The sequence below is a fragment of the Butyrivibrio sp. Su6 genome (assembly GCF_900108105.1).
Classification (GTDB): domain Bacteria; phylum Bacillota; class Clostridia; order Lachnospirales; family Lachnospiraceae; genus Butyrivibrio.
In genome coordinates this window covers 64618-85498 of record NZ_FNUR01000014.1, presented here as the reverse complement: position 1 = coordinate 85498, position 20881 = coordinate 64618, and the positions used below count along the sequence as shown (strand labels likewise).

At 40.3% G+C, this 20881-nt stretch carries 17 protein-coding genes; 4 read left to right on the top strand and 13 right to left on the bottom strand.

Annotated features, from left to right (window positions below; genetic code table 11):
* Window positions 1–23: 23 nt before the first annotated feature.
* The 6 genes from pyrE to larB form a co-directional block, all read right to left on the bottom strand.
* Window positions 24–701, bottom strand: a complete 678-nt coding sequence (gene pyrE, locus C4S54_RS13760; RefSeq protein WP_022775411.1) for an orotate phosphoribosyltransferase — start codon at window positions 699–701, stop codon at window positions 24–26.
* An 87-nt stretch (window positions 702–788) separates the two neighbouring features.
* Window positions 789–1715: an orotidine-5'-phosphate decarboxylase gene (gene pyrF, locus C4S54_RS13755; RefSeq protein WP_103870050.1), complete on the bottom strand. Its 927-nt coding sequence runs from the start codon at window positions 1713–1715 to the stop codon at window positions 789–791.
* A gap of 26 nt (window positions 1716–1741) precedes the next feature.
* The gene (locus tag C4S54_RS13750; RefSeq protein WP_103870029.1) at window positions 1742–2500 is read right to left on the bottom strand and encodes a response regulator; all 759 of its coding nucleotides are present in this window, start codon (window positions 2498–2500) and stop codon (window positions 1742–1744) included.
* Between the two features lie 29 nt (window positions 2501–2529).
* A complete protein-coding gene (locus tag C4S54_RS13745) occupies window positions 2530–5547 on the bottom strand; it encodes a response regulator (protein WP_103870028.1) in 3018 nt (1005 codons plus the stop codon).
* Window positions 5548–5567: 20 nt separating this feature from the next.
* The gene (locus C4S54_RS13740) at window positions 5568–7040 is read right to left on the bottom strand and encodes a 4Fe-4S dicluster domain-containing protein (RefSeq protein ID WP_022775407.1); all 1473 of its coding nucleotides are present in this window, start codon (window positions 7038–7040) and stop codon (window positions 5568–5570) included.
* Between the two features lie 10 nt (window positions 7041–7050).
* Complete coding sequence (gene larB, locus C4S54_RS13735) at window positions 7051–7821, bottom strand: nickel pincer cofactor biosynthesis protein LarB (protein ID WP_103870027.1); 771 nt, start codon at window positions 7819–7821, stop codon at window positions 7051–7053.
* 171 nt (window positions 7822–7992) lie between these two features.
* Here larB and C4S54_RS13730 point away from each other — a divergent pair, with 171 nt between their 5' ends.
* Window positions 7993–8187, top strand: coding sequence for a hypothetical protein (locus C4S54_RS13730; protein ID WP_103870026.1), 195 nt, complete (start codon window positions 7993–7995; stop codon window positions 8185–8187).
* Window positions 8188–8220: 33 nt separating this feature from the next.
* Window positions 8221–8880: a YczE/YyaS/YitT family protein gene (locus C4S54_RS13725; RefSeq protein WP_103870025.1), complete on the top strand. Its 660-nt coding sequence runs from the start codon at window positions 8221–8223 to the stop codon at window positions 8878–8880.
* Window positions 8881–8938: 58 nt separating this feature from the next.
* On the opposite strand, the gene C4S54_RS13720 is transcribed toward C4S54_RS13725, so the two are convergent.
* The 5 genes from C4S54_RS13720 to leuS form a co-directional block, all read right to left on the bottom strand.
* Window positions 8939–9187, bottom strand: coding sequence for a hypothetical protein (locus C4S54_RS13720; protein WP_022775401.1), 249 nt, complete (start codon window positions 9185–9187; stop codon window positions 8939–8941).
* Between the two features lie 194 nt (window positions 9188–9381).
* Complete coding sequence (locus C4S54_RS13715) at window positions 9382–10119, bottom strand: hypothetical protein (protein WP_103870024.1); 738 nt, start codon at window positions 10117–10119, stop codon at window positions 9382–9384.
* The gene (locus tag C4S54_RS13710; RefSeq protein ID WP_103870023.1) at window positions 10120–11772 is read right to left on the bottom strand and encodes a sensor domain-containing phosphodiesterase; all 1653 of its coding nucleotides are present in this window, start codon (window positions 11770–11772) and stop codon (window positions 10120–10122) included. It abuts the gene before it with no gap.
* A 27-nt stretch (window positions 11773–11799) separates the two neighbouring features.
* A complete protein-coding gene (locus C4S54_RS13705; protein ID WP_103870022.1) occupies window positions 11800–13185 on the bottom strand; it encodes a diguanylate cyclase domain-containing protein in 1386 nt (461 codons plus the stop codon).
* A 224-nt stretch (window positions 13186–13409) separates the two neighbouring features.
* Window positions 13410–15839: a leucine--tRNA ligase gene (leuS, locus tag C4S54_RS13700; protein ID WP_103870021.1), complete on the bottom strand. Its 2430-nt coding sequence runs from the start codon at window positions 15837–15839 to the stop codon at window positions 13410–13412.
* Window positions 15840–16100: 261 nt separating this feature from the next.
* Between leuS and C4S54_RS13695 the strand changes: the two genes are divergently transcribed.
* Window positions 16101–16400 carry a hypothetical protein gene (locus tag C4S54_RS13695; protein WP_103870020.1) on the top strand — a complete coding sequence of 100 codons (300 nt, stop codon included), beginning with the start codon at window positions 16101–16103 and terminating at the stop codon, window positions 16398–16400.
* Between the two features lie 74 nt (window positions 16401–16474).
* Here C4S54_RS13695 and C4S54_RS13690 read toward each other — a convergent pair whose 3' ends face one another.
* The gene (locus tag C4S54_RS13690; RefSeq protein ID WP_103870019.1) at window positions 16475–16681 is read right to left on the bottom strand and encodes a hypothetical protein; all 207 of its coding nucleotides are present in this window, start codon (window positions 16679–16681) and stop codon (window positions 16475–16477) included.
* Window positions 16682–16833: 152 nt separating this feature from the next.
* Window positions 16834–17469, bottom strand: coding sequence for an endonuclease III domain-containing protein (locus C4S54_RS13685; RefSeq protein ID WP_103870018.1), 636 nt, complete (start codon window positions 17467–17469; stop codon window positions 16834–16836).
* A gap of 142 nt (window positions 17470–17611) precedes the next feature.
* Here C4S54_RS13685 and C4S54_RS13680 point away from each other — a divergent pair, with 142 nt between their 5' ends.
* Entirely contained in the window at window positions 17612–20752 is a 3141-nt protein-coding gene (locus C4S54_RS13680; RefSeq protein ID WP_160110773.1) for a TIR domain-containing protein, read from the top strand.
* Window positions 20753–20881: the final 129 nt, after the last annotated feature.

The following is a 20881-nucleotide window of genomic DNA, read 5'->3' as shown; positions in this document are numbered from 1 at the left end:
ATATTGCCTGCACGCTGCAAAGATTATTTTGCACCGTACTCTGCATAATACTCATCAATAGCTTTCTTGATATCTTTTGTGATAACAACTTCACCATCGATTGGTCTGTTGTACAGATAGCTTACAACATCCTCCATCTTAACAATAGAAGATGCACTGAAGCCATATCTCTCTTTTATCTCATCAAGAGCACTTGCGTCAGAATCCTGGCCTTTTTCCTGTCTGTTAAGAGATACCATAAGACCAACAATATCACAATCTGCCTGTTCCTGAATGATCGGCACAGTCTCTTCAATTGACTTTCCTGATGTTGTAACGTCCTCGATGATAAGAACTCTGTCTCCATCTCTAAGCTTAGAGCCTAAAAGAATTCCCTTATCGCCGTGGTCCTTGATTTCTTTTCTATTGGAACAATATCTGATTTCTCTTCCATAAAGTTCACTGATCGCCATACTTGTGGCAACAGCAAGTGGAATACCCTTATATGCAGGTCCAAAAAGAACATCGAACTCAAGTCCGAATGTATCATGAATAGCTTTGGCATAATAGTTACCAAGCTTTTTAAGCTGAGATCCGGTTACATAAGCGCCGGCATTCATAAAAAATGGTGACTTACGTCCACTTTTCAAAGTGAACTCTCCGAACTTAAGAACATTACTGTCAACCATGAATTCTATGAACTCTTCTTTGTATCTTTCCATACCCTGGTCTCCTTTGAGCAACATTTTAAGATTACAAAAATCACTAGTAGATTATAACACCTAAGTACTGTATACACAATTTGCAATTTATCTGTTTGCAAGTGCATCAGCAATATCTTTTTTCATATCAAGAACAGCTGCTCTTGCGGCTTCTCCAACCTTACCATCATTAAACTGCTGATAATTTTCGCTCTTCCAGGCAGCAATGATTCCGCGTGATGAGTTTACAATAGCGCCAAGACCATCTTTATTAAAGAAATGAACAAGATCTTTTCCTTTTCCGCCCTGAGCACCATAACCGGGAACAAGAATATAAGCATGAGGCATGATCTCTCTTAAGACTTTGCCCTGCTCAGGATAAGTAGCACCAACTACCGCTCCAACATTACTGTATGAGCCATCCATTGAATCAAGTCCCCATTTTTCAACCTGCTCTCCGACAAGCTCGTACAAAGGTCTTCCATCAATTATCCTGTCCTGAAACTCTCCGCTTGAAGGATTCGATGTCTTTACAAGTACAAATATGCCCCTGTCTTCGGTATTGCAGACCGAAATAAAAGGCTTCACACCGTCGGAACCAAGATAGGGATTAACAGTAGCAAAATCTTCGTCAAATCCTCTAAATACCTTGTCACCAATCTTGACTGAGCCAAGATGGCCAACAGCGTAAGCCTCTGATGTGGAGCCAATATCTCCTCTTTTTATATCGCCAATTACTAAAAGACCTTTCTCCTTACAGTAATCTACAGTTTTCTTAAATGTAACAAGTCCGGGAAGTCCAAGTTCCTCATACATTGCAATCTGAGGTTTAACTGCCGGAACCAGATCATAAATGTTATCGATGATCTCTTTGTTGAACTGCCAAAAAGCCTCTGCAGCCCCTTCTAAATTTTCTCCTTTTTCCTCAAAACATCTCTTTTTGATATTATCAGGAACGAAATTAAGTTTGGGGTCAAGTCCCACAACAATTGGTGCAGCTGTCTTTTCAATTCTGTCAATAAGCTTTGATATCATTTGATCATTTCCTTTTTTGTTATTTATCATTTACGGCTTCGCAAGAAGTCGTCGATAGCACCTGTAAGCTTTTCTTTAGGCATAGACTTTAGAAGGTATTTCTCAGGTTTGAGATTGACTACCTTCATAACGCTTTCCTTATCATCTTTTGCTGTAAGGAAAATAACAGGAGTGTGTTTAAGTTTTGAATTACCCCTGATCTCTTTGAGCACCTCAGGTCCACTCATAACCGGCATTTCATAATCCAGAAGAATAAGATCCACAGGATTCTGTGCCAGGAAAGAAAGGGCGATCTTACCTGAGCTTGCCATGTAAACATGATACTTGACCGACAGCCATGTCCTCATCATTCTGAGCATGGTACCGTCATCATCTATTATTAGAATCTTTTTTCTTAAACTCTCATCAACTGCGCTGTATTCTACCACAGAGTCGAGATGTTCCGCAAGAAGCTTTACATCCAAAGGTCTAAGATATGTTTCCTGAACTTTTTCTTTGGCAATATAATTAAGAGCAAGAGTCAGCTCATCTCTGTTTCCGATAAGATAAAGCATGAAACGCTCAGTATCAATAGCTTCATTAAGATATTTGAAAAGGTTCACGTCGTCCATGGTCATGTCGCCCAGGTACAGAAGATAGATGCTTGGTTTATCTTCTACTTCCTTTATTGCTCTTTCATATGGCGCAACACTTATAACTTCATAATCTTCTTTCTGAAGGCCTACAACAATGGCATTAACCATGAAGCTTTTGGTATGTCCAATTAGGAATACTTTCTTTTCCATATCAGTTCCTTTCGATTTTCCGCTTTCTATTACAGTATATTCAAAAGACCATCTCTGTCAACCGCTCCCATAAGCCGCTTTATTTCGCTATGTTTCGAAGCATACGCCTGTGGAATGCGGTAGTCTTCAAGCATTTTCATTATATCGTCAGCACTGTCAAAATATGATGCAGAAACAAATTCTTTTATGGAAGCATATGCGCTCTCAAGCTGTTCCTCCGATATTTCCGGCTTATCATTGTCTTCTTCCTGGGTAAGAGACGAAAGTTTTGTATTATAGCTCCTATACAACTCTAAAAGTTCAGGAGTCAGTTTCTTTATTTCCTCCACATTTTCATCATTTCCGCACTGTTCAAGGTACTCAGCCTGGTCAGCCAGATCTATGGCTCCTATTGCACGGGCCGAGCTCTTAAGGCCATGAACATAGATCGTATAATTCTTGATATTTCCCTCAGCCTCATATTTCTCTATAAGACGGGATCTTTCGTCAATTGCAAGTTTAAAGTCTTTCATTACTTCTAATGCAACATCAGGAGAACCGCACCTTGCAATAGCTGTCTCTATATCTATGCCGCTGACTTTCAGGATATCCTGCATAGCTTCTTTATCTGTTTCTTTTTCTTCTTCCTCGTTCGAAACAAAATCTTTGTCGCCGGGTCTTGAAACCTTAAAGGACGGCAGATAACTCATTATCATGTCTTCAAGTTTGATAGGATCTACAGGTTTGGACATGTAGTTAGTGAAGCCTTCCTTGAAATACATCTCTCTTGATCCTGATACAGCATTGGCCGTAAGCGCAATAACCGGAGTCTTCCTGTTTAGATTACCGCTAAGCTCCTCCATTGCATGGAAGGTCTGAATACCATCCATCTCAGGCATTCTGTGATCCAAAAAGATAATGTCATATCTGTTTTTGGTCACAAGATCAAGGGCCTCCATGCCACTGGTTGCAGTATCAACAACAATCTGAGTCTTCTTTAATAGTCCCTCTACAACAGTGAGATTAGTCTTTGTATCATCAACAACAAGAATCTTGGCGTCAGGTGCGTGGAAGGTTTCATGGTAATCATGCGCATCCTTGACCGCCTCGTTATAAGCTTCACTGAAATTACCAATAGGTTCCGCGTCTACTACTTTTTGAACTATGGCAAAAGAAAACTCGGATCCCTTTCCATACTCGCTCTTAACTACAAGCTTTGAATCCATAAGTGATAAGAGACTGTTCACAATATTTATTCCAAGGCCTGAACCTTCTATTGTTCTGTTTCTCTTTTCATCAATTCTTTCGAAAGCTCCTGAGAGTTTATCGATGTCTTCTTCTCTGATACCAATACCTGTGTCAGTTACTTTTACTTCCAAAAGGATCTTGTTTTCTTCATAAGCCTCTTCCGGACTTTCTGCCTCTATGTTCTTATAAGTAATATCTACGGTGACGCTTCCCACTTCTGTATACTTAATAGCATTTGTAACTATATTGATGATGCACTGCTTTATACGTACCTCATCGCCATAAAGAACATGAGGGATTTCCTCTTCAACATTCACGATCATCTCAAGATTTTTATCTTCAGCTCTGACCCTCGCCATATTCACAACGTCATTGATGAGAGACCTGAGTTCGTACTCAACCGGGATTATTTCCAGCTTTCCGGCTTCTATCTTGGAAAAATCAAGGACATCATTAATAAGCGCCAAAAGAGTCTTACCTGAACTCTGAATGTCTTTTGCATACTGAATCACAGTGCTGTCATTGGACTCTCTGAGTATCATCTCATCAAAGCCAAGAACTGCATTAATAGGAGTTCTGATCTCATGGGATATATTTGAAAGGAACCGCGATTTAGCCTCATTGGCGCTCTTTTCGATATTCAGCTGGTCTTCTATATTCTGCCTTGTTTTTACAAGCTCAATGTATTCCATCAATCTGTATATAGTCAGGTCTACAGCGTGGTATAATTCCTCAATTTCATCGCCGGTGCTTATATGCAGATCATGAACTTCCTTCACATTCGCATTAATATCGATATCATTGGAGTTATAGATTTCCGTGACAGCCTTGGATAAACTCCTTATAGGTCTTGCAATTCTGCGCTGGGCATATCTGTTAACAAATACTGCAAGTGGAATTACTATAATCGAGATAAGCATGGCAAGCTTCACACCAAAGGCTGTACTTCCAAGCTGATATCCATTAGTCTCAAGTTCCTCCGTGCTGGCTATAACATCATCCATCATAGTGATACTTACTCTGCTCTCAAGCATTTCTGCATTGGAAACATCACTCCAACTGCTATCAATAGCAGAGTTTTCCGCAGTATCCTCGATGGATTTCACTTTCATTGTAGGTATAAGCGTATTCGATGCAAGTTCCGCGGAAAGACCAAGAACAATGGCTTCGAACACGATAATCTGCATGACTACCGCGCCAATCTTGGATTTTCCTTCAACCTCGTATCTCTCATCTTCATCAAGAATTGAAGCATCCACGTAATACTTTCCATTTCCAAGCTTTAACTTTTTTTCTGTGGGCAGGAACCTAAAAAATGCATACACGATAAGACACCCGATAAAACACCCCGGCGCCTCGTTCATAAAGAAATATATATGCGTAAATCCTGAAAAATCTGCCAGATTCTTTCCTGCCAAAAGGAAAAGGATGATTCCCCAGAAATTACCTGTAAGAATTTGCAAAAACACCGATGTTAATATAGTTTTTGGAATATTAGTAAAGAATTTCCTTCTGGCGAGTATATCTGTCACACAGCAGACCAAAAGGTAAATAAAACATAGATAAGAAAAGCTGCTATAAGCAATAGATTTATAGATAAACACAACAAGCACACTGATCATTCCGGGCACAGCCCCTCCAAGGGCTGTAACCAGAAGAATCGGTATGTATTTGAAAATATAGTAAACACCGGCAACGACCTGATTCATATCGTCAACGTACAGTATCTGCCTGTTGTAAAGTATCGTAAAAAACGATGCTAAAACAATCATAAAAAGGTCTATCAGTACTTTTTCCGGAATCTTCCTATTTTTTTTCATAAAAGCCTCTAAAGTCTGTATCACATGTGTCCATCACGATGCATAGAGAACTTATCCATCGGATAGTTTTTCAGGTTCTCCAAAACTTTTCTGTCATCTGCTTTTGAAAGCAGTGTCTCTCTGGCCTTAGTAATCTCCGTATATTGTTTATGTCTCGACGGGCCGCCTACACATCCTCCCGGGCAAACCATTCCTTCAACGAAATCTTCAGGAAGCTTGCCGACCTTCAAAAGAGTAAGTGCTTTTTTACATTCAGCACCACCTGCTGCCCTGAGAAGCTTTAACTGCGAAGTATCTACTCCTCGCTCCTGCATGCACTCTATAACCGCATTCGCTACGCCGCCGCTTGTGGCAAATCTCTTTCCCCAGATAGATGATTCCTGATATTCATCAGAAACAGGCTCAAATTTAACATCTTTTGATCTCATGAGAGCTCTCAGCTCACCATATGTAACTACATAATCAGCATTCCCAGGTACTGATTTATCCTGCGCTTCAGATTTTTTAGCTATACAAGGTCCCACAAATACTGTCACGCATCCGGGTCTTGTTGCCTTTAAATATCTTGAGATGGCGCACATAGGAGAAACCGTGCTGGACATATTGTCCCTGTACTGATCAGGGAAGTGCTTTTTAAGCATATTTATAAATGCAGGACAACAGGAGGTTGTCATTTTGTGTCCTTTTTCAAAAGCTTCCGTCCACTCCTCAGACTCGTAAGCAGCTGTCATATCTCCGCCAAGTCCAACCTCAACCATATCGGCAAAGCCAATCTTTTTAAGGCCTTCTTTGATGGATGCCATGCTGATATCCTCGCCAAACTGCCCTTCTGTCGCCGGGGCACACATGGCAATTACTTCTTTGCCTGCCTTAATCTCTTTTATGATATCAACCAGGAAAGTCTTACTGCCTATAGCCGCGAACGGACAGCTGTGTATGCAGTGGCCGCACTGGATGCATTTATCTTCATCAATCTTGCAGTAGCCATATTCATCGTATGTAATGGCGCCTACCGGGCATGCCTTCTTACATGGTCTTTCAAGATGCACGATTGCGTTATAAGGACAGGCATTAGCGCACATTCCGCACTCTTTACACTTTGCCGGGTCAATGTGCATATGTGTATCACCAGGTGTTATGGCTCCAAACTTACACGAGTTTATACACGCTTTTCCCATACAGAATCTGCAGTTATCAGTAACAGAATATGCTGAAATAGGACACTCATCACAAGCCGGATCAATTACCTGAACTATGTTCTCAGAATCCGGATTGTATGACGGATTCTTGGCCTGAGCCAGTCTTATACGCTGTCTTACAATCTCTCTTTCCTTGTAGACGCAGCATCTATAAGATGGCTTTGGTCCGGGAATGATCTTGAGGATAAGCTCCTCGATGTGTTCAGGATCATTTTTCCCATCCCATTCAAGTCTGCAGACCTGCTCCATAATATTGTGTTTAAAGCGATTCATACTTTCGTCATTTGTAACCATAATAATCCCCTCATTTCTTATTGATCATGCTTGCCAGGTACCCTGCGCCAAAGCCGTTGTCTATATTTACTACACTTACCCCGCTGGCGCATGAATTGAGCATAGACAAAAGAGCTGCAAGTCCGCCGAAAGCTGCTCCATAGCCTACACTTGTAGGAACAGCAATAACCGGGCAGTCTGCCAGTCCGCCCACAACGCTTGCAAGTGCGCCCTCCATTCCTGCAATAGCAATAATGACATTGGCGCTCATAATATGCTCCATGCTCTCTTTATTTATAAGTCGGTGTATTCCTGCCACACCAACATCATAAAGCCTTACTACATTATTCCCAAGAAATTCCGCTGTTCTGGCGGCTTCTTCCGCAACAGGCATATCGCTTGTTCCACCCGTTGCAACAACTATTTTTCCAACTGCCTTGGATTTATCAGGCATTTGGCCTGCTATGCCAATTTTGCTGAGCTCATCATAGTCTAGCTCAAGTCCGTCGTCTTTTTTGTTCTGTAAAAAGAAATCCTTTGCCTCCACAGACATTCTCGTGATAAGAACACTTTGTTGCCCGTGAGATAGAAGTTTTTTGGTTATCTCAAGGATCTGGTCAGGAGTCTTGCCCTGTCCATATATGACTTCAGGCGCTCCCTGCCGTAAACCTCTGTGAAAATCAGGCTTTGCAAACCCCATATCCTCAAATGGCGCTTCTTTTAGCTTAAGTAGCGCATCATCTATCGAACTATCGCCCTTTTTAACAGATTCCAAAAGCTCCTTTATAGCTTTTTCGTCCATTTTTATTCTCCTTAGATTGCCTGTCAGGGCATACTTTCCATTTATAATATTCTACCATAATAAGAGTATAAATAATTATAAAAGAATCATAAAAGACCAAATGCTGTTATGAACCTAAAATTATGATATAATCAGTTTCGCATTTTCGTTTTATAAAAAGGGAGGTTCTATATGAATATTCATCTTTGTAAAGGTGACGAAACACTGGATCAGGCACTTGAATACATCAATGAGCACGACAGTGAAGGAAGAAAATACACTTTCGATAAGGACGCTGACAGATGCTACATAGGGGATGAAGCCTTTGTGAGCGCACCTGTTCTTATAAATTACAAAAACACATATTATGCTTTGCACGAAGTATAAGAATAAATATAAAAAAAGTAAAAGGAAAGAATAATGGACTCTATCAAGAATGCTATCAAAGATTATTTCACTCAAAAAGACTTCAAAAAGCGCCTCATTTTAATGCTTGTCGGCGTTTTTCTCATGGGATTTTTCCTATCCTTCCTCATCGAAGTTGACCTGGGAACAGACCCATGCACATTTATGAATCTCACCATTTCAAGGCGTCTTGGGATTCTTCTTGGAACCTGGCAGCTTGCTCTTAACACAGTTCTTTTCATATTCGTCATAATTTGGGGAAGAAAATATATTGGACTTGGAACCATTGCAAACATGGTTTTTGTAGGATACATAGCTGACTTTTTCTGTTTTGTATGGAGCAAAACGATCCCAGAAAGATTCTTTACTGTTTTTCCTTCAAGAGCAATCATTTTCGTAATTGCCCTATTTTGCTTCATTGTTGCCGTATCGTTTTATATCAATGCAGCCATGGGAGTTGCCCCATACGATGCAATGCCTCAGATAATATCTGACAAAGTATTAAAAAAGGTAAAGTTCACCTACATAAGAATGGCATATGACTTTTTGGTCATCATTGTAGGAGTCTTATTTGGTGGCACCCCAAACATAGGAATTGTCCTTATGGCGCTGTTCCTTGGCCCCGTCATAACAGTCGTAGGTAAAAAACTAAACGACTACATTTTTCATCTTTGATTCAATTAAAAAGTAAGAGCTGTGAATGATTTCTCATTTCACAGCTCTTTTTATCTCATTATGCTCTGATCTTTACAAAAGCCACCGGCTTTTTCTCTTCAACATGCTCTGTTCTGCGAACCAGGTCAGTTGTGTGAACCGTGTACTCTGATTCCTCTTCCTCATCGAACATGTTTCCTGAGCCCAGCATATCAAGCGCCTTAAACTTGCCGTATGATAAGTTCTGCTCCTTTGCCTTGATCGCATCAGTCATAATTGCAATGCAACTCTGGCTCATGCCTGTTTTTGTCTTTGCGGAACGTCTCATTATTAAATTCCTCCATCTCATAAGAAAATTTTTTTCATCAGATGAAACGGCGTGTAAAGTAACTTTTTCAGGCCCCTCAACCTATTGTATCTCTACACCAATTTTTCATCTAATGGGTACATTATATACCATGCCCTTATAAAATGGTAGACGCTTTACTGTTTTAAAATATTAAAATTTTATGAAATAAAATTTCACCTTTGCACTTTAATACGATCATCTCCGGCCAGATAATTAAGCAGTGCCTGCCTTGCATGCTCTTTATCAGTGGCCTCCACGCTTACCAAAAACTGATAGGTATGCTTCTTACGTCCCTCCATCTGACTAAGCCTTTCAGCCTCTGCGATGGATTTGTCCCTGGTGTCCTCACTTGTCATCTCCATTATGTCGTTGATGGCAAATGTCTTAAATATCTCCTTGTATTTTTCATCAGTAAGATACTTGTCAATAAGCGCTATAGTGTTTCCAAGGTTTAAGTAATCTCCATGAAGAAAACTCTCCATGTCAAGGACCTCACCATTTTTATTACTGGTCTCTTCATCCCAGGAAAGTTCCTTGTTCATGATTTCTTCAGTCTTATCCATGTTGGCTTTTTGCCAGTCCATAACATACCACTTCCAGATCTGAAGACGTCTTCTGTTCACGTCCTCATCACTAAGCTCAGCCATTTTCTGAACAGCGTGTCTTACACCTCTTGAAATGAGAGCATCATTAGAATTGGCTATTTCATATTTACGGCTCTGTATCTCTGCTTTTTTTACCGTATTTTCAATTTTCAGTCCCAGTTCCCCATCCGATATACGTATGAGAAAAAGAGAATAATCTCCATGACGAGCGATCACAACAGGTCTTTCAACGAGAATAGTATCTTTGAACTCATTAAAGGACTTGAGGACATCATCATTTTGAATGTAACGAAAGGTTCTGCTCATTTAATTCCCCTTTTCAAGGTATTGTTCCTTAAATATTTCAATCTTGCAGGGTCTTCCCAAATGGTAGCCCATCATCTCTGATATTGGATAACTCCTGGCTATTCCCAAAGTTTCTTCATCTTCTATCCCCGTGTAGCAGGTTCTTATCCCAAGCCTGTGGGTAAAAGAAGTGATTGCCTCCACCATGTACTTGGTAGTAAGATTTCCGGCTATTCCGCCAGTCACTGCAGGTACAAGGTTTACCAGATCAATTGGTAAATGTCTCACATAATCCAGAGATGCAAAGTCAGAAACATCAAGCCCCACCTTTATTCCACACGATTTCAAAAACTCTATCTGGCTCTTTAAATGTTCCATTCCAAGCTGTCTGCTACTCTGTGCCATTTCAAGACATAAACCTGTAGCAGGATAACTTATTTTTCTCAAAATTTCAATAAGGGTAGTTCTGAAATCTGACCTCTCAAGCTGCATAAATGCAAGGTTTACGCACAAATAAAAATCTTTTTTTTCTTTTCTGATCTCTATGGCATCCCTAAGAGCATTTTCTAATATCCAGTTCCCAAGTGTATAGAATACACTATCCTGCTCAAGCCATGGCAAAAACTCCGCCGGCGACACTTCACCAAATGGTTCTTTTTTCCACCTGAGAAAAACTTCCATGCCAACAAGCTTATCCTCTGTAACAGAAAAGATTGGCTGGTATTCCAGATGAAAGCCTTCAAATCCGTTCAAGATGCAATTTCTGACTGTATCCACAAGTTCTATGCTGCTTTTATTATTATCAAGCTGATCATTGTGGAAAATTATCAGATTTCCATGTCTCTGTGTCTTGGAATAATCAAGGGCATATTTGGCACTGATATAAATTGAATGTTCATCTATGTCAGAATCTGTCGAGATTATGGCTCCGCCGCCCAGTTCTGCTCCTATTTTTTTTCCTTCAAGGCTTAAGCTCTCTCTGGTAAAAAGTCTAAGCCTTCCATAAAGCTTTTTTACCTCGTCTATGTTCATGGTCTCACTAATAAGGGCCATGATCGTTCCTTCGCCCCTATAAGCTTTACCCATATTCTCAGATTCCTGTTTTAGTTTGACTGCAAGTGCCCTCAAAATGTTATTGCCGCGCATGTAACCATATTTTCTGTTTACATCAGCAAAATCAATGAAGTTTATCATCAATATGATATACTCTTTTTTCTGAGTCTTAAGGCTTCTCATGTGGTTGAGCATCTCATATTGATTAGGCAAAAGAGTTATCGGGTCATTGTTGTCAACTATACCTTTATTTATGATGGAGCAAGCATAAAACACAGGTTTTCCTGCATAGTCTTTTATGACTACTCCTCTGCAGGAGCAGACTACAAATTCTCCGTTGCGGTTTTTAGCTCTGTACTCAATATTGGGTTCAACCTTTTCTCCTGCAAAAGCCGCATTTATATACTCGTTGTATTTATCCTTATCATCCCCATGGATTCTGGTTTCCCAGACACTTGCCGCATTATAGATGTATTCTCCCGCAAGGCCAAAGTATTCAACTGCGTTCTTTGACCACCTCGCTATGTTCCTCGACATGTCATACACATAAACATAACGGCTTCTGGATGTTACAGCGAAAGTGTCAAAAATCCTGTTTATGGTATCGTATGTTCCTCCCATTTTTGTCTATCCCCCGTATGCCTTTTATTATCTGAAATCTCTGGCAGTAACTCTTCCCTTCTCCTGTCCTGTAAGCCTTTTAGCCTTTAAAAGTCTCTTGTTATAGTACATTGCGTCATCCGCTTTTTTCACTACGTCTTCAAACTTTGTGCCATCCTCAGGACAACGCGCATATCCGGCACTTATGGATGCATTTAGCTTTATCTCTCCTATTGTCACTTCTCTTCCTACATTTTCGCGCATTCTGGCAATAACGCCCTCAAAGAACTTCCTGTCATGGGTGCCATGAATAACCACTACAAATTCATCGCCACCGATCCTGAAAGCCCTGTCTTTTTCACGAATGCTGTTCTGAAGCCTCTTGGCAACAATATTTAGAAGTGCATCGCCTGTTTCGTGGCCATATGTATCATTTACCTGTTTAAAATCGTTAAGGTCAATATAGATAAGGCCATAGGGAAGCTTTTTCTTGGAAAGTTCTTCCATATGTTCCTGGTAACTTCTTGGATTGTAAAGATTCGTCAGCGCATCTCTGTAAGACATGACTTCCAGCTCTTTTGCGTTGGCCTGAAGAGATGTGTAAGCTGCAACAAGCATCGCCAGAAGAATACTTATCGTAACAACAATTATCAGGACACCGGCAATCTCATAAAGCTCCATCCAGTTGCCCATAGGAGCAATGGAAAGTGTCCAGTAGCTTCCTCCCACAGTACTTATCATAGCTTCTACAGGCGCAGAAAGCGCTCTTTCAGAATACTCCATGATGATCTGTGTCTTACCTGTTACAACATCAGTACCTGTAAGCTTATACTCATAGTTTTCTTCTGCCAGACCTTTAGTATTTACTTCCGCCAGGAAATTGGAAAGATTTATAGTAACCGAAGCGAACCCCCAAAAGTTATCAGTGGTTTTTTCATCGCCTAAATAGATTGGTCTTCTGATGATAATGCCGTAATTGCCATCAGAAAGATTGACCGGAGTCATTATGATACCCACTCCGGTATTCCTACTGTTATCCGCATGGATCTTATTCTGAGAATCCTCAAACAGATCTATTCTTTCAGAGACACCGCTGTTCATAGGATACAAATAACTGACAACACCGTTTGGAGCCAGTGTTATATCAACCACATCGATATTATCATCAAACAGAGCCTCACCTGTCTTTTGGAATTCTTCCTGGGTTATCTCTCCATCGCTGCTTCTGACCTGAATTTCCAGGATACGTGTGATGTACTCCCTGTTTCTTATTTCAGCATGGATTCTATTCGCGAAAGATTCCGCAATAAAAGTGGCCCTTTCTCGCCTGATCCTTGAAGTATTAGTCAAAAAGGCCATTGCCAACAATGTTGTTATTATTAGTGAGATTGCAAAAGTGATAAGTCCTAATCTGATGCTACGTTTTTTGGACATTCATACCTCCAAATAAGAGCCGTTCACAAAATCCCGTGCCATTTTTACCTATACATAGTAATTATATCATACTTTTGCATCAAAAATATTTCAGTCAACTGTCTAAACTAAATAGATTCATTATCAAATTTGCTAAAAAAAGAATCAGCCACAGATTTTTATTCTGTCAGCTGATTCTTTTTCGCAGTATCTAAGTTCAAACTCAAATACAATATTATATTTAATTATTTAACAACGATATTTACGATGCGACCAGGAACATAGATCTCTTTTACAATGTTCTTGCCTTCAAGCTTGTCTGCGATAAGCTCTTTACCCTTAGCGATTACTTCATCCTTAGGATCTTCCTTACCAATTGCAAGAGTTGCCTTAACCTTACCATTGATCTGAACAGCAATCTCTACTGTATCTTCTACGCACTTAGCCTCGTCATAGGTTGGCCATGCTTCATAAGCAATTGTGTCATCATGACCAAGGATCTGCCACATTTCTTCACCAATATGTGGGCAAATGCATGAAAGCATCTTAATAAAGTTCTCAGCGTACTCTCTTGGACAGCTTCCCTCTTTGTAAACAGCATTAACAAAGATCATCATCTGTGCAATGGCTGTATTAAATGCCAAAGCCTCGAAGTCATTTGTTACTTTCTTTACAGTCTGATGATAAACTTTTTCAAGATTACCATTGTTTTCATCTGTGATATTGCTCTCTTCAGTGAAGAATGAATATACACGGTTAAGGAACTTTCTTGCTCCTGTTACGTTATTGGAATTCCATGGCTTTGACACTTCCAAAGGTCCCATGAACATCTCATAGAGTCTCAAAGTATCTGCACCATATTCCTCAACAATATCACTTGGATTAACAACAAATTCAGGGAAACGCTTACCCATCTTGATGCCGTTTTCACCAAGGATCATTCCCTGATGTACAAGCTTCTTAAATGGCTCTTTTACAGGAGAAAGACCCTTGCTGTATAAGAAGCGGTTCCAAATACGTGAATATAACAAATGTCCAACTGCGTGCTCAGGTCCTCCGACATAAAGATCAACAGGCATCCAGTGCTTAAGAAGTTCCTGATTAGCAAACTCATTGTCATTGTCAGGGTCGATATATCTCATGTAGTACCATGAAGATCCGGCTGAACCAGGCATTGTTGAAGTCTCTCTTGTGCCCTTAAGTCCGTCCTTGTCGTAATGCTTCCACTCAGTAGCATTCTCAAGAGGTGCCTGACCGCCATGTCCCTTATAGTCCTCAAGTTCAGGAAGTACTACAGGAAGTTCGCTGTCATCAAGGAACTGAATGCTTCCATCTTCCTTGTAAACACATGGAACAGGCTCACCCCAATAACGCTGTCTTGCAAAGATCCACTCACGGAAGTGGTAGTTAACCTTTTCCCTGGCAACGCCCATATCAACGAGCTTCTTTGTGATAGCTTTTTTAGCATCTTCAACAGTCATTCCATTGAATTCTTCAGAATTCATAAGGATGCAGCCCTTACCGAGGTATTCTGTCTTTTCGAAAGCATGCTTTGTAACGTCTACAGTTCCTTCTGCATTGTTAATAACCTGAATAAGTGGAAGTCCATGAACTTCTGCATATTCAAAGTCTCTCTGATCATGAGTAGGAACAGCCATAACTGCACCTGTACCATAGCTTGCAAGTACGAAATCACCGATAAACAGTGGTACTTCCTTGCCATTTACAGGGTTGATAGCATATATTCCCTTAAGAGGACAGCCTGACTTAGTCTTGTTAAGATCTGTACGATCAAGATCGTTCTTCTTGAGAGTTTCATCGATATATGCCTGAACCTCTTCAGGATTCTCAACACGATCCATAAGACTCTTTACAATGTCTCCGTCTGGAGCAAGTACCATGAATGTAATACCATAAATTGTCTCGATACAGGTTGTGAAGATAGAGAACTCTCCGCCGCCTACGATCTTAAAGTCAACTTCCACACCGGTTGACTTACCGATCCAGTTACGCTGGATTTCTTTTGTTGATTCAGGCCAGTCGATCTCGTTAAGGCCATCAAGAAGTTCTTCTGCAAAAGCCTGCTGGTCGATAACCCACTGTTTCATCATCTTTTTAACTACAGGGTATCCACCACGCTCAGACTTACCGTCGATAACTTCATCATTTGAAAGAACTGTTCCAAGCTCTTCGCACCAGTTAACCGGCATATCAATGTGCTTGGCATATCCGGCTTCATATAACTTTTTAAATATCCACTGTGTCCACTTATAAAACTTAGGATCACTTGTTGCAATCATCTTGGACCAGTCATAATCGAAACCAAGCTCTTTAAGCTGCTTGGAGAATGTCTGTATATTTTTCTCTGTAAAACCAGCAGGATGATTACCTGTTGTTACAGCATACTGCTCTGCAGGAAGTCCAAAAGAATCATATCCCATCGGATGCAAAACATTATATCCCTGCATACGCTTCATACGGGACATAATATCAGTTGCAGTATACCCTTCCGGATGACCTGCATGTAGGCCTACTCCTGATGGATATGGAAACATATCCAATGCATAATATTTTGGCTTGGAAAAATCCCACACATCTGTCTTAAATGTTTCGTGTTCTTCCCAATACTTCTGCCACTTAGGTTCAACTGCGTGATGGTTATATACTTCTGACATGAACTTTCTACTCCTTCTACTTTTTTCATATGGATACGTAACTATGCTCAATTAATTACCACGAATCATGCATAGATACTAAAAAATTTTACCACAAGTTGGTCTTATGTCAAACGGAGAATACGCTTGTCTGTTATTGTCATTTTTGCGTGGATGTATTATCATTATATTATAGATAGCATGGGGTATTGTGAGACTTTTAAACATAATTTTTACACTGATCATAAATATTTTTATATAGAAAGAACGAGGTGACAAACTATGTATATAGCAATGCAATGTGCTGACAGCAACGGCACTCTGAACACTGAGATATGTACTTTCTATGGAATAAGATATGACACCAGGTACAGATCCGCTGTCATTTCAACGGAACACCAAAATCACGACTATGTCGTTCCTATGGATCCAAAGGATTATGAAAATGCTGCAGGCCAGATCATGGAAGCCATGAGATCACATGCCAACATGATCAAAATAGAAAAAGGCATTGTCTGCCGTGGAAGAAAAGGTGAATCCAGACACGTAAATCCTCAAACACTTACTATCGTTCCAATCTGATACTTTTGTTTTTCAATATAGTATAAACAAAAAATGCTTGCGTTTTCTGCGCAAGCATTCTTAATATCTACACATCATTTTCCCATTGACGCTATAAGAGCATCTATTTCTGCCTGGCTCAACATCTTCCCAGGATCTGCCGCAGCCGGAGCTGCAGCTGGTGCATCCGCCGCCGGTACACTTGCTGGAGAAAAACCTCCTCCACCACCTGCCTGCGATGATTTACCCATTATGCTCGCAAGTAATTCCTGCTGTTCAGCACTAAGTCCATTTGCATCCATAAATAATCTCTCCAGGTTACCTTTTCTCTGTCTATGACCTACAGTTTCTTTGCCTAATGCACATAATTCCATGTTTAAGGTTATTGTATATAGTATAAAAATATTCGTCAAATAACCTTTTTATAAACATCTCTTAAACTACTGATAAAAAATCATACCTTCTTACCTGTTTTACATATGTCTTTCAGGCAGCACTCTGCGCACTTCGGGCGCCTTGCTATGCACACTGCTCTCCCATGAGTAACAAATCTGTGGCAAAGAGAATTGCCTTCCTCCGGAGGAATAATCTTCCAGAGCTCTTTTTCCACCTTTGCAGGTTCTTTTATATCATCTACAAGTCCAATAAGATTGCAGAGCCTTATGCAATGGGTATCTGTCACAATTGCCGGTTTTCCGAACACATCTCCCATTATAAGATTGGCACTTTTCCTGCCAACTCCCGGAAGTGCCAAAAGCTCTTCCATATTATCAGGCACATTTCCGCCATATTTCTCATATATCACCTTCATGCAGGCTGATATATCCCTTGCCTTGGAATTGCCAAGTCCGCAGGGACGCACGATTTCTTCGATCTCTGAAACTTCAGCTTTTGCAAGAGCCTCCACTGTTGGAAACTTTTCATATAATATTGGCGTTATCATATCCACTCTTGCATCTGTGCACTGAGCCGCCAGTCTTACGCTTACAAGAAGCTGCCACGCCTTGTCATAAGCAAGAGTGCAGACCGCATCGGGATATTCTTTTTTTAATCTCTCAATTACCTCTAGGGCAAGTTTTTTCTTAGTCATATTTTTTATCTGTGCCATATTCAGACGAAAATTATTTATGAAATAAAGATTGAATGCTATCTATTCTTTAATATATCCCACCCGTGTGGTATCCTAATGCAGTTGGTGCTTTTTAATGAGGTGCCAGCGGGGGAGGAAATGTATGATAAATTATTATAACGCGTTCATATCCTATAAGCACGCAGATCTTGACAATAAGGTTGCTGCTGAAATTGTTAAGGGACTTGAACATTACCACATTCCCGGCAAGATCAGGAAACAGACCGGGGTAAAAAAGATTGACCGTATCTTCAGGGACAAGGACGAGCTTCCTATCACCAATGATCTAAACGATACTATTGCTGAGGCCTTAAAAAATGCCGATTATCTCATAGTTATCTGTTCCACCAATACCAAGAAATCCACCTGGGTTGAAAAAGAAATAGAGACTTTCCTGCAAAATCACACCATGGGACAGGTTCTTACTGTTCTTGCTGATGGAGAGCCCTATGACGTAATACCAAAAATTCTTTTAACCTCTAAAAAGGAGGTTCAGGATGAAAACGGAGAAACTCACACTATTGAAGTTCCGCTTGAGCCGCTTTCCTGCGACTTCAGGCTTCCTGTAAAAAGAGCCAGAGCCGAAGAGCTTCCTCGTTTGGCTGCTGCCCTCATTGGCTGCTCCTATGACGAACTTATGAACAGGCATCGTCAGTACAAGATGAGAAAGCTTTCTGCCATCTTTGCAGGCGCTATGGCCCTCATGATTGGCTTTACAGGATATATGCTCTACAGCAATTCACTTATCCACAAAAACTACATTGAGTCCCTTCGCAACAAGTCAAAATATCTTGCAAATGAGTCGCTGAAGCTCCTTGAAAACGAGAACCGTATCGAAGCAATGCAGCTTGCTCTTGAGGCACTTCCAAAAGATGAAAAGGATGAGACACCTGTAACTCCTGAAGCACTGAAAGCCATAACTCAGTCATCCCTTTCTTATGTATCACTTGCAGGATCAAACATTGACGCAGCCTGGAATTACCAGATGTCAAACCAGGTAAGGGAATATAAGGTTTCAAGCGATGGCTCAAAACTGGCAGCTGAGGATCAGGGCAACAATATCACTGTTTGGGATACTACGACTCATCAGGTTCTTTTAAACTGCAATGTTAATCAATTCGATGGATTATTCTTTTTTGATGATAACACTTTGATCGTCTCAAGCTGGGATTTCATCGACGCCTATGATCTTAAGACCGGCGAAAGGAAATGGCGAAATGAGGACCTGAGCACAGTAACCGAGGATATATTCAACTACACTGACACAACTTTCCTTGTTCCGGATTCCCATGGCAGAATATCAGAAGTATCTGTAAAAGACGGTTCAGTAGTTAATACCATTGATTTCAATGTTATCGAAGAGAAATACAGCATGGATTCCTGTGACGAATTTGTGTTATCACCTGATAAAAAGAGAATTGCTTTTTGCCTTGGTCAGGGAACAAGTGAAGAGCATACATACCTCCATAAGAGTTACTCTCTTATGGAATACGATATTCAAACAGGTGAGCTTTTATCTTACCCTTTGGAAGGCCAAAAAATTCACTATATTGCCTATTTAAACGACAAATTGTACACCGCATGTACTAATGGCACTCTGGATGGCAGTGGAAAAATGTATGATAACATATACATAACTGATGACCATACCGGTATTTACTGCTTTAATTCAGGGGAACTTACTCTTAACTGGCAATATGATTTTGTTTCTACAAACTACGCGATAAACTGCGGTTTCAAGGTCTTAAATGACACCAAAATGGCCTTCTATGCAGGAAACATGGTCCGTGCCTGGGATAATGAAACCGGTGAACTTCAGCTTGAAGATAATGTAAACGAGCCTATCATATCTGTAAATGAAACAGGAAAAGAACTCTCTCCTATGTACATTACCAAAAGCGGTTCCATGGCAACACATACCACCATGAGCGAAACTTCGTCAGGTCTTACGCTGACATCACGTTTTACTGATGATCTCACCGACGCTATTATAAAAAAAGGTATCTATACCCATCAGGCCTACTCACATACAATAGTCTTCTATGGCGTTGGAATTTCAGATGAAGACTGGACCAAATTTGACAACTGCCCTGTATATGAAAACACATTCAGCTGCTACAACCTAGATGAAAAAGTCCTTTCAATTGCTGTATCCGACGGTGCCGATGGCTCAGATATCTTACTTTTTAATTCAGACCAAAAGACCTACAAGACCTCTATTCATGTAAGTGACAGCTGCAGATACTCAAAGGTAAAACTGCTTGGAACCTGCGAAGGAAAATTCTACTATGCCTTCACCGAATATGATGATAAATATAATTCCATACTTTACCTTGCATCTTATGACCTTGTGACCAAAGAGCAGACAAAAGAAAAACTAAACGATAGCTACGGACCTTCCAATGCACAAATGGTTTTAAGTGATAACAACCTGGTTTATTACAATAACATCGATTACTATAATTCGGTAGTTGTATTAAACGATCTGAAATCCGGCGAAAAGACAGAAGTAAACCTTGATGACCTTGAGGTTCAATATTGTAAAGCAATTAAGTATTTTTCCAAGGCAAATCTGGCATATATCAGCTGTGGTTCCTCCGATATGCCAAGCTATAAGATAATAGATTTTAACAACAATACCTCTTTTGACATAACTGTTCCTTCAGGTTGGGAAGCGCCAACAGATATAGCAGTTGATGACACAGGAAAAAGAGTTGCCATAACAAATGGTGAAGTTATCTTGCTTAAGGATATCGAAGGTGAACTCATCCAGGAAATTTCCTGCAACAACGCTTCTCCGATGGGGATGGCATTCCTTGATTTTGAGAATTTAGGAAACCTTCTGGTAGTTCCCTATTCAAACGGGTCCATGTTCAGATATAGCGGAGATGATGGCTCATTTATCGGTAATAGTGACCTCTCAACCTATTACAACAACTACGGTGAGATAGCAACTTTCGAAATTGATAAAGAGAATAATCTTCTTTATGTACTTGAAAGCAATATCCTCAACATCTTTGAACTTGAAAACTGGGTTGAAGTTGCTTACATAGAGCACTGCTATGGTCATCACAAGGGTACAGATACCTTTCTGACCTGGGCTTACAGTTCAAGCTCAAGTGAATTAGAGGTTGGCTATTTCAAGCACTACACTACTCAGGATCTGATTGCCAAAACAAAAGACTACCTTCAGGGAACAGAGATGTCTGAAGCAGAAAGATCCATGTATGGATTAGATGGCTAATTATTGCGCAAGAAAGCATTTGGCAAAAGACATGCTTTCTTGTGCAATTTTATTGATTAAAAATAATCATTCTTGTATTTTTATGCACTCTTGGTAGACAATTTCGTTTACAGTTGTATAATTATGTAT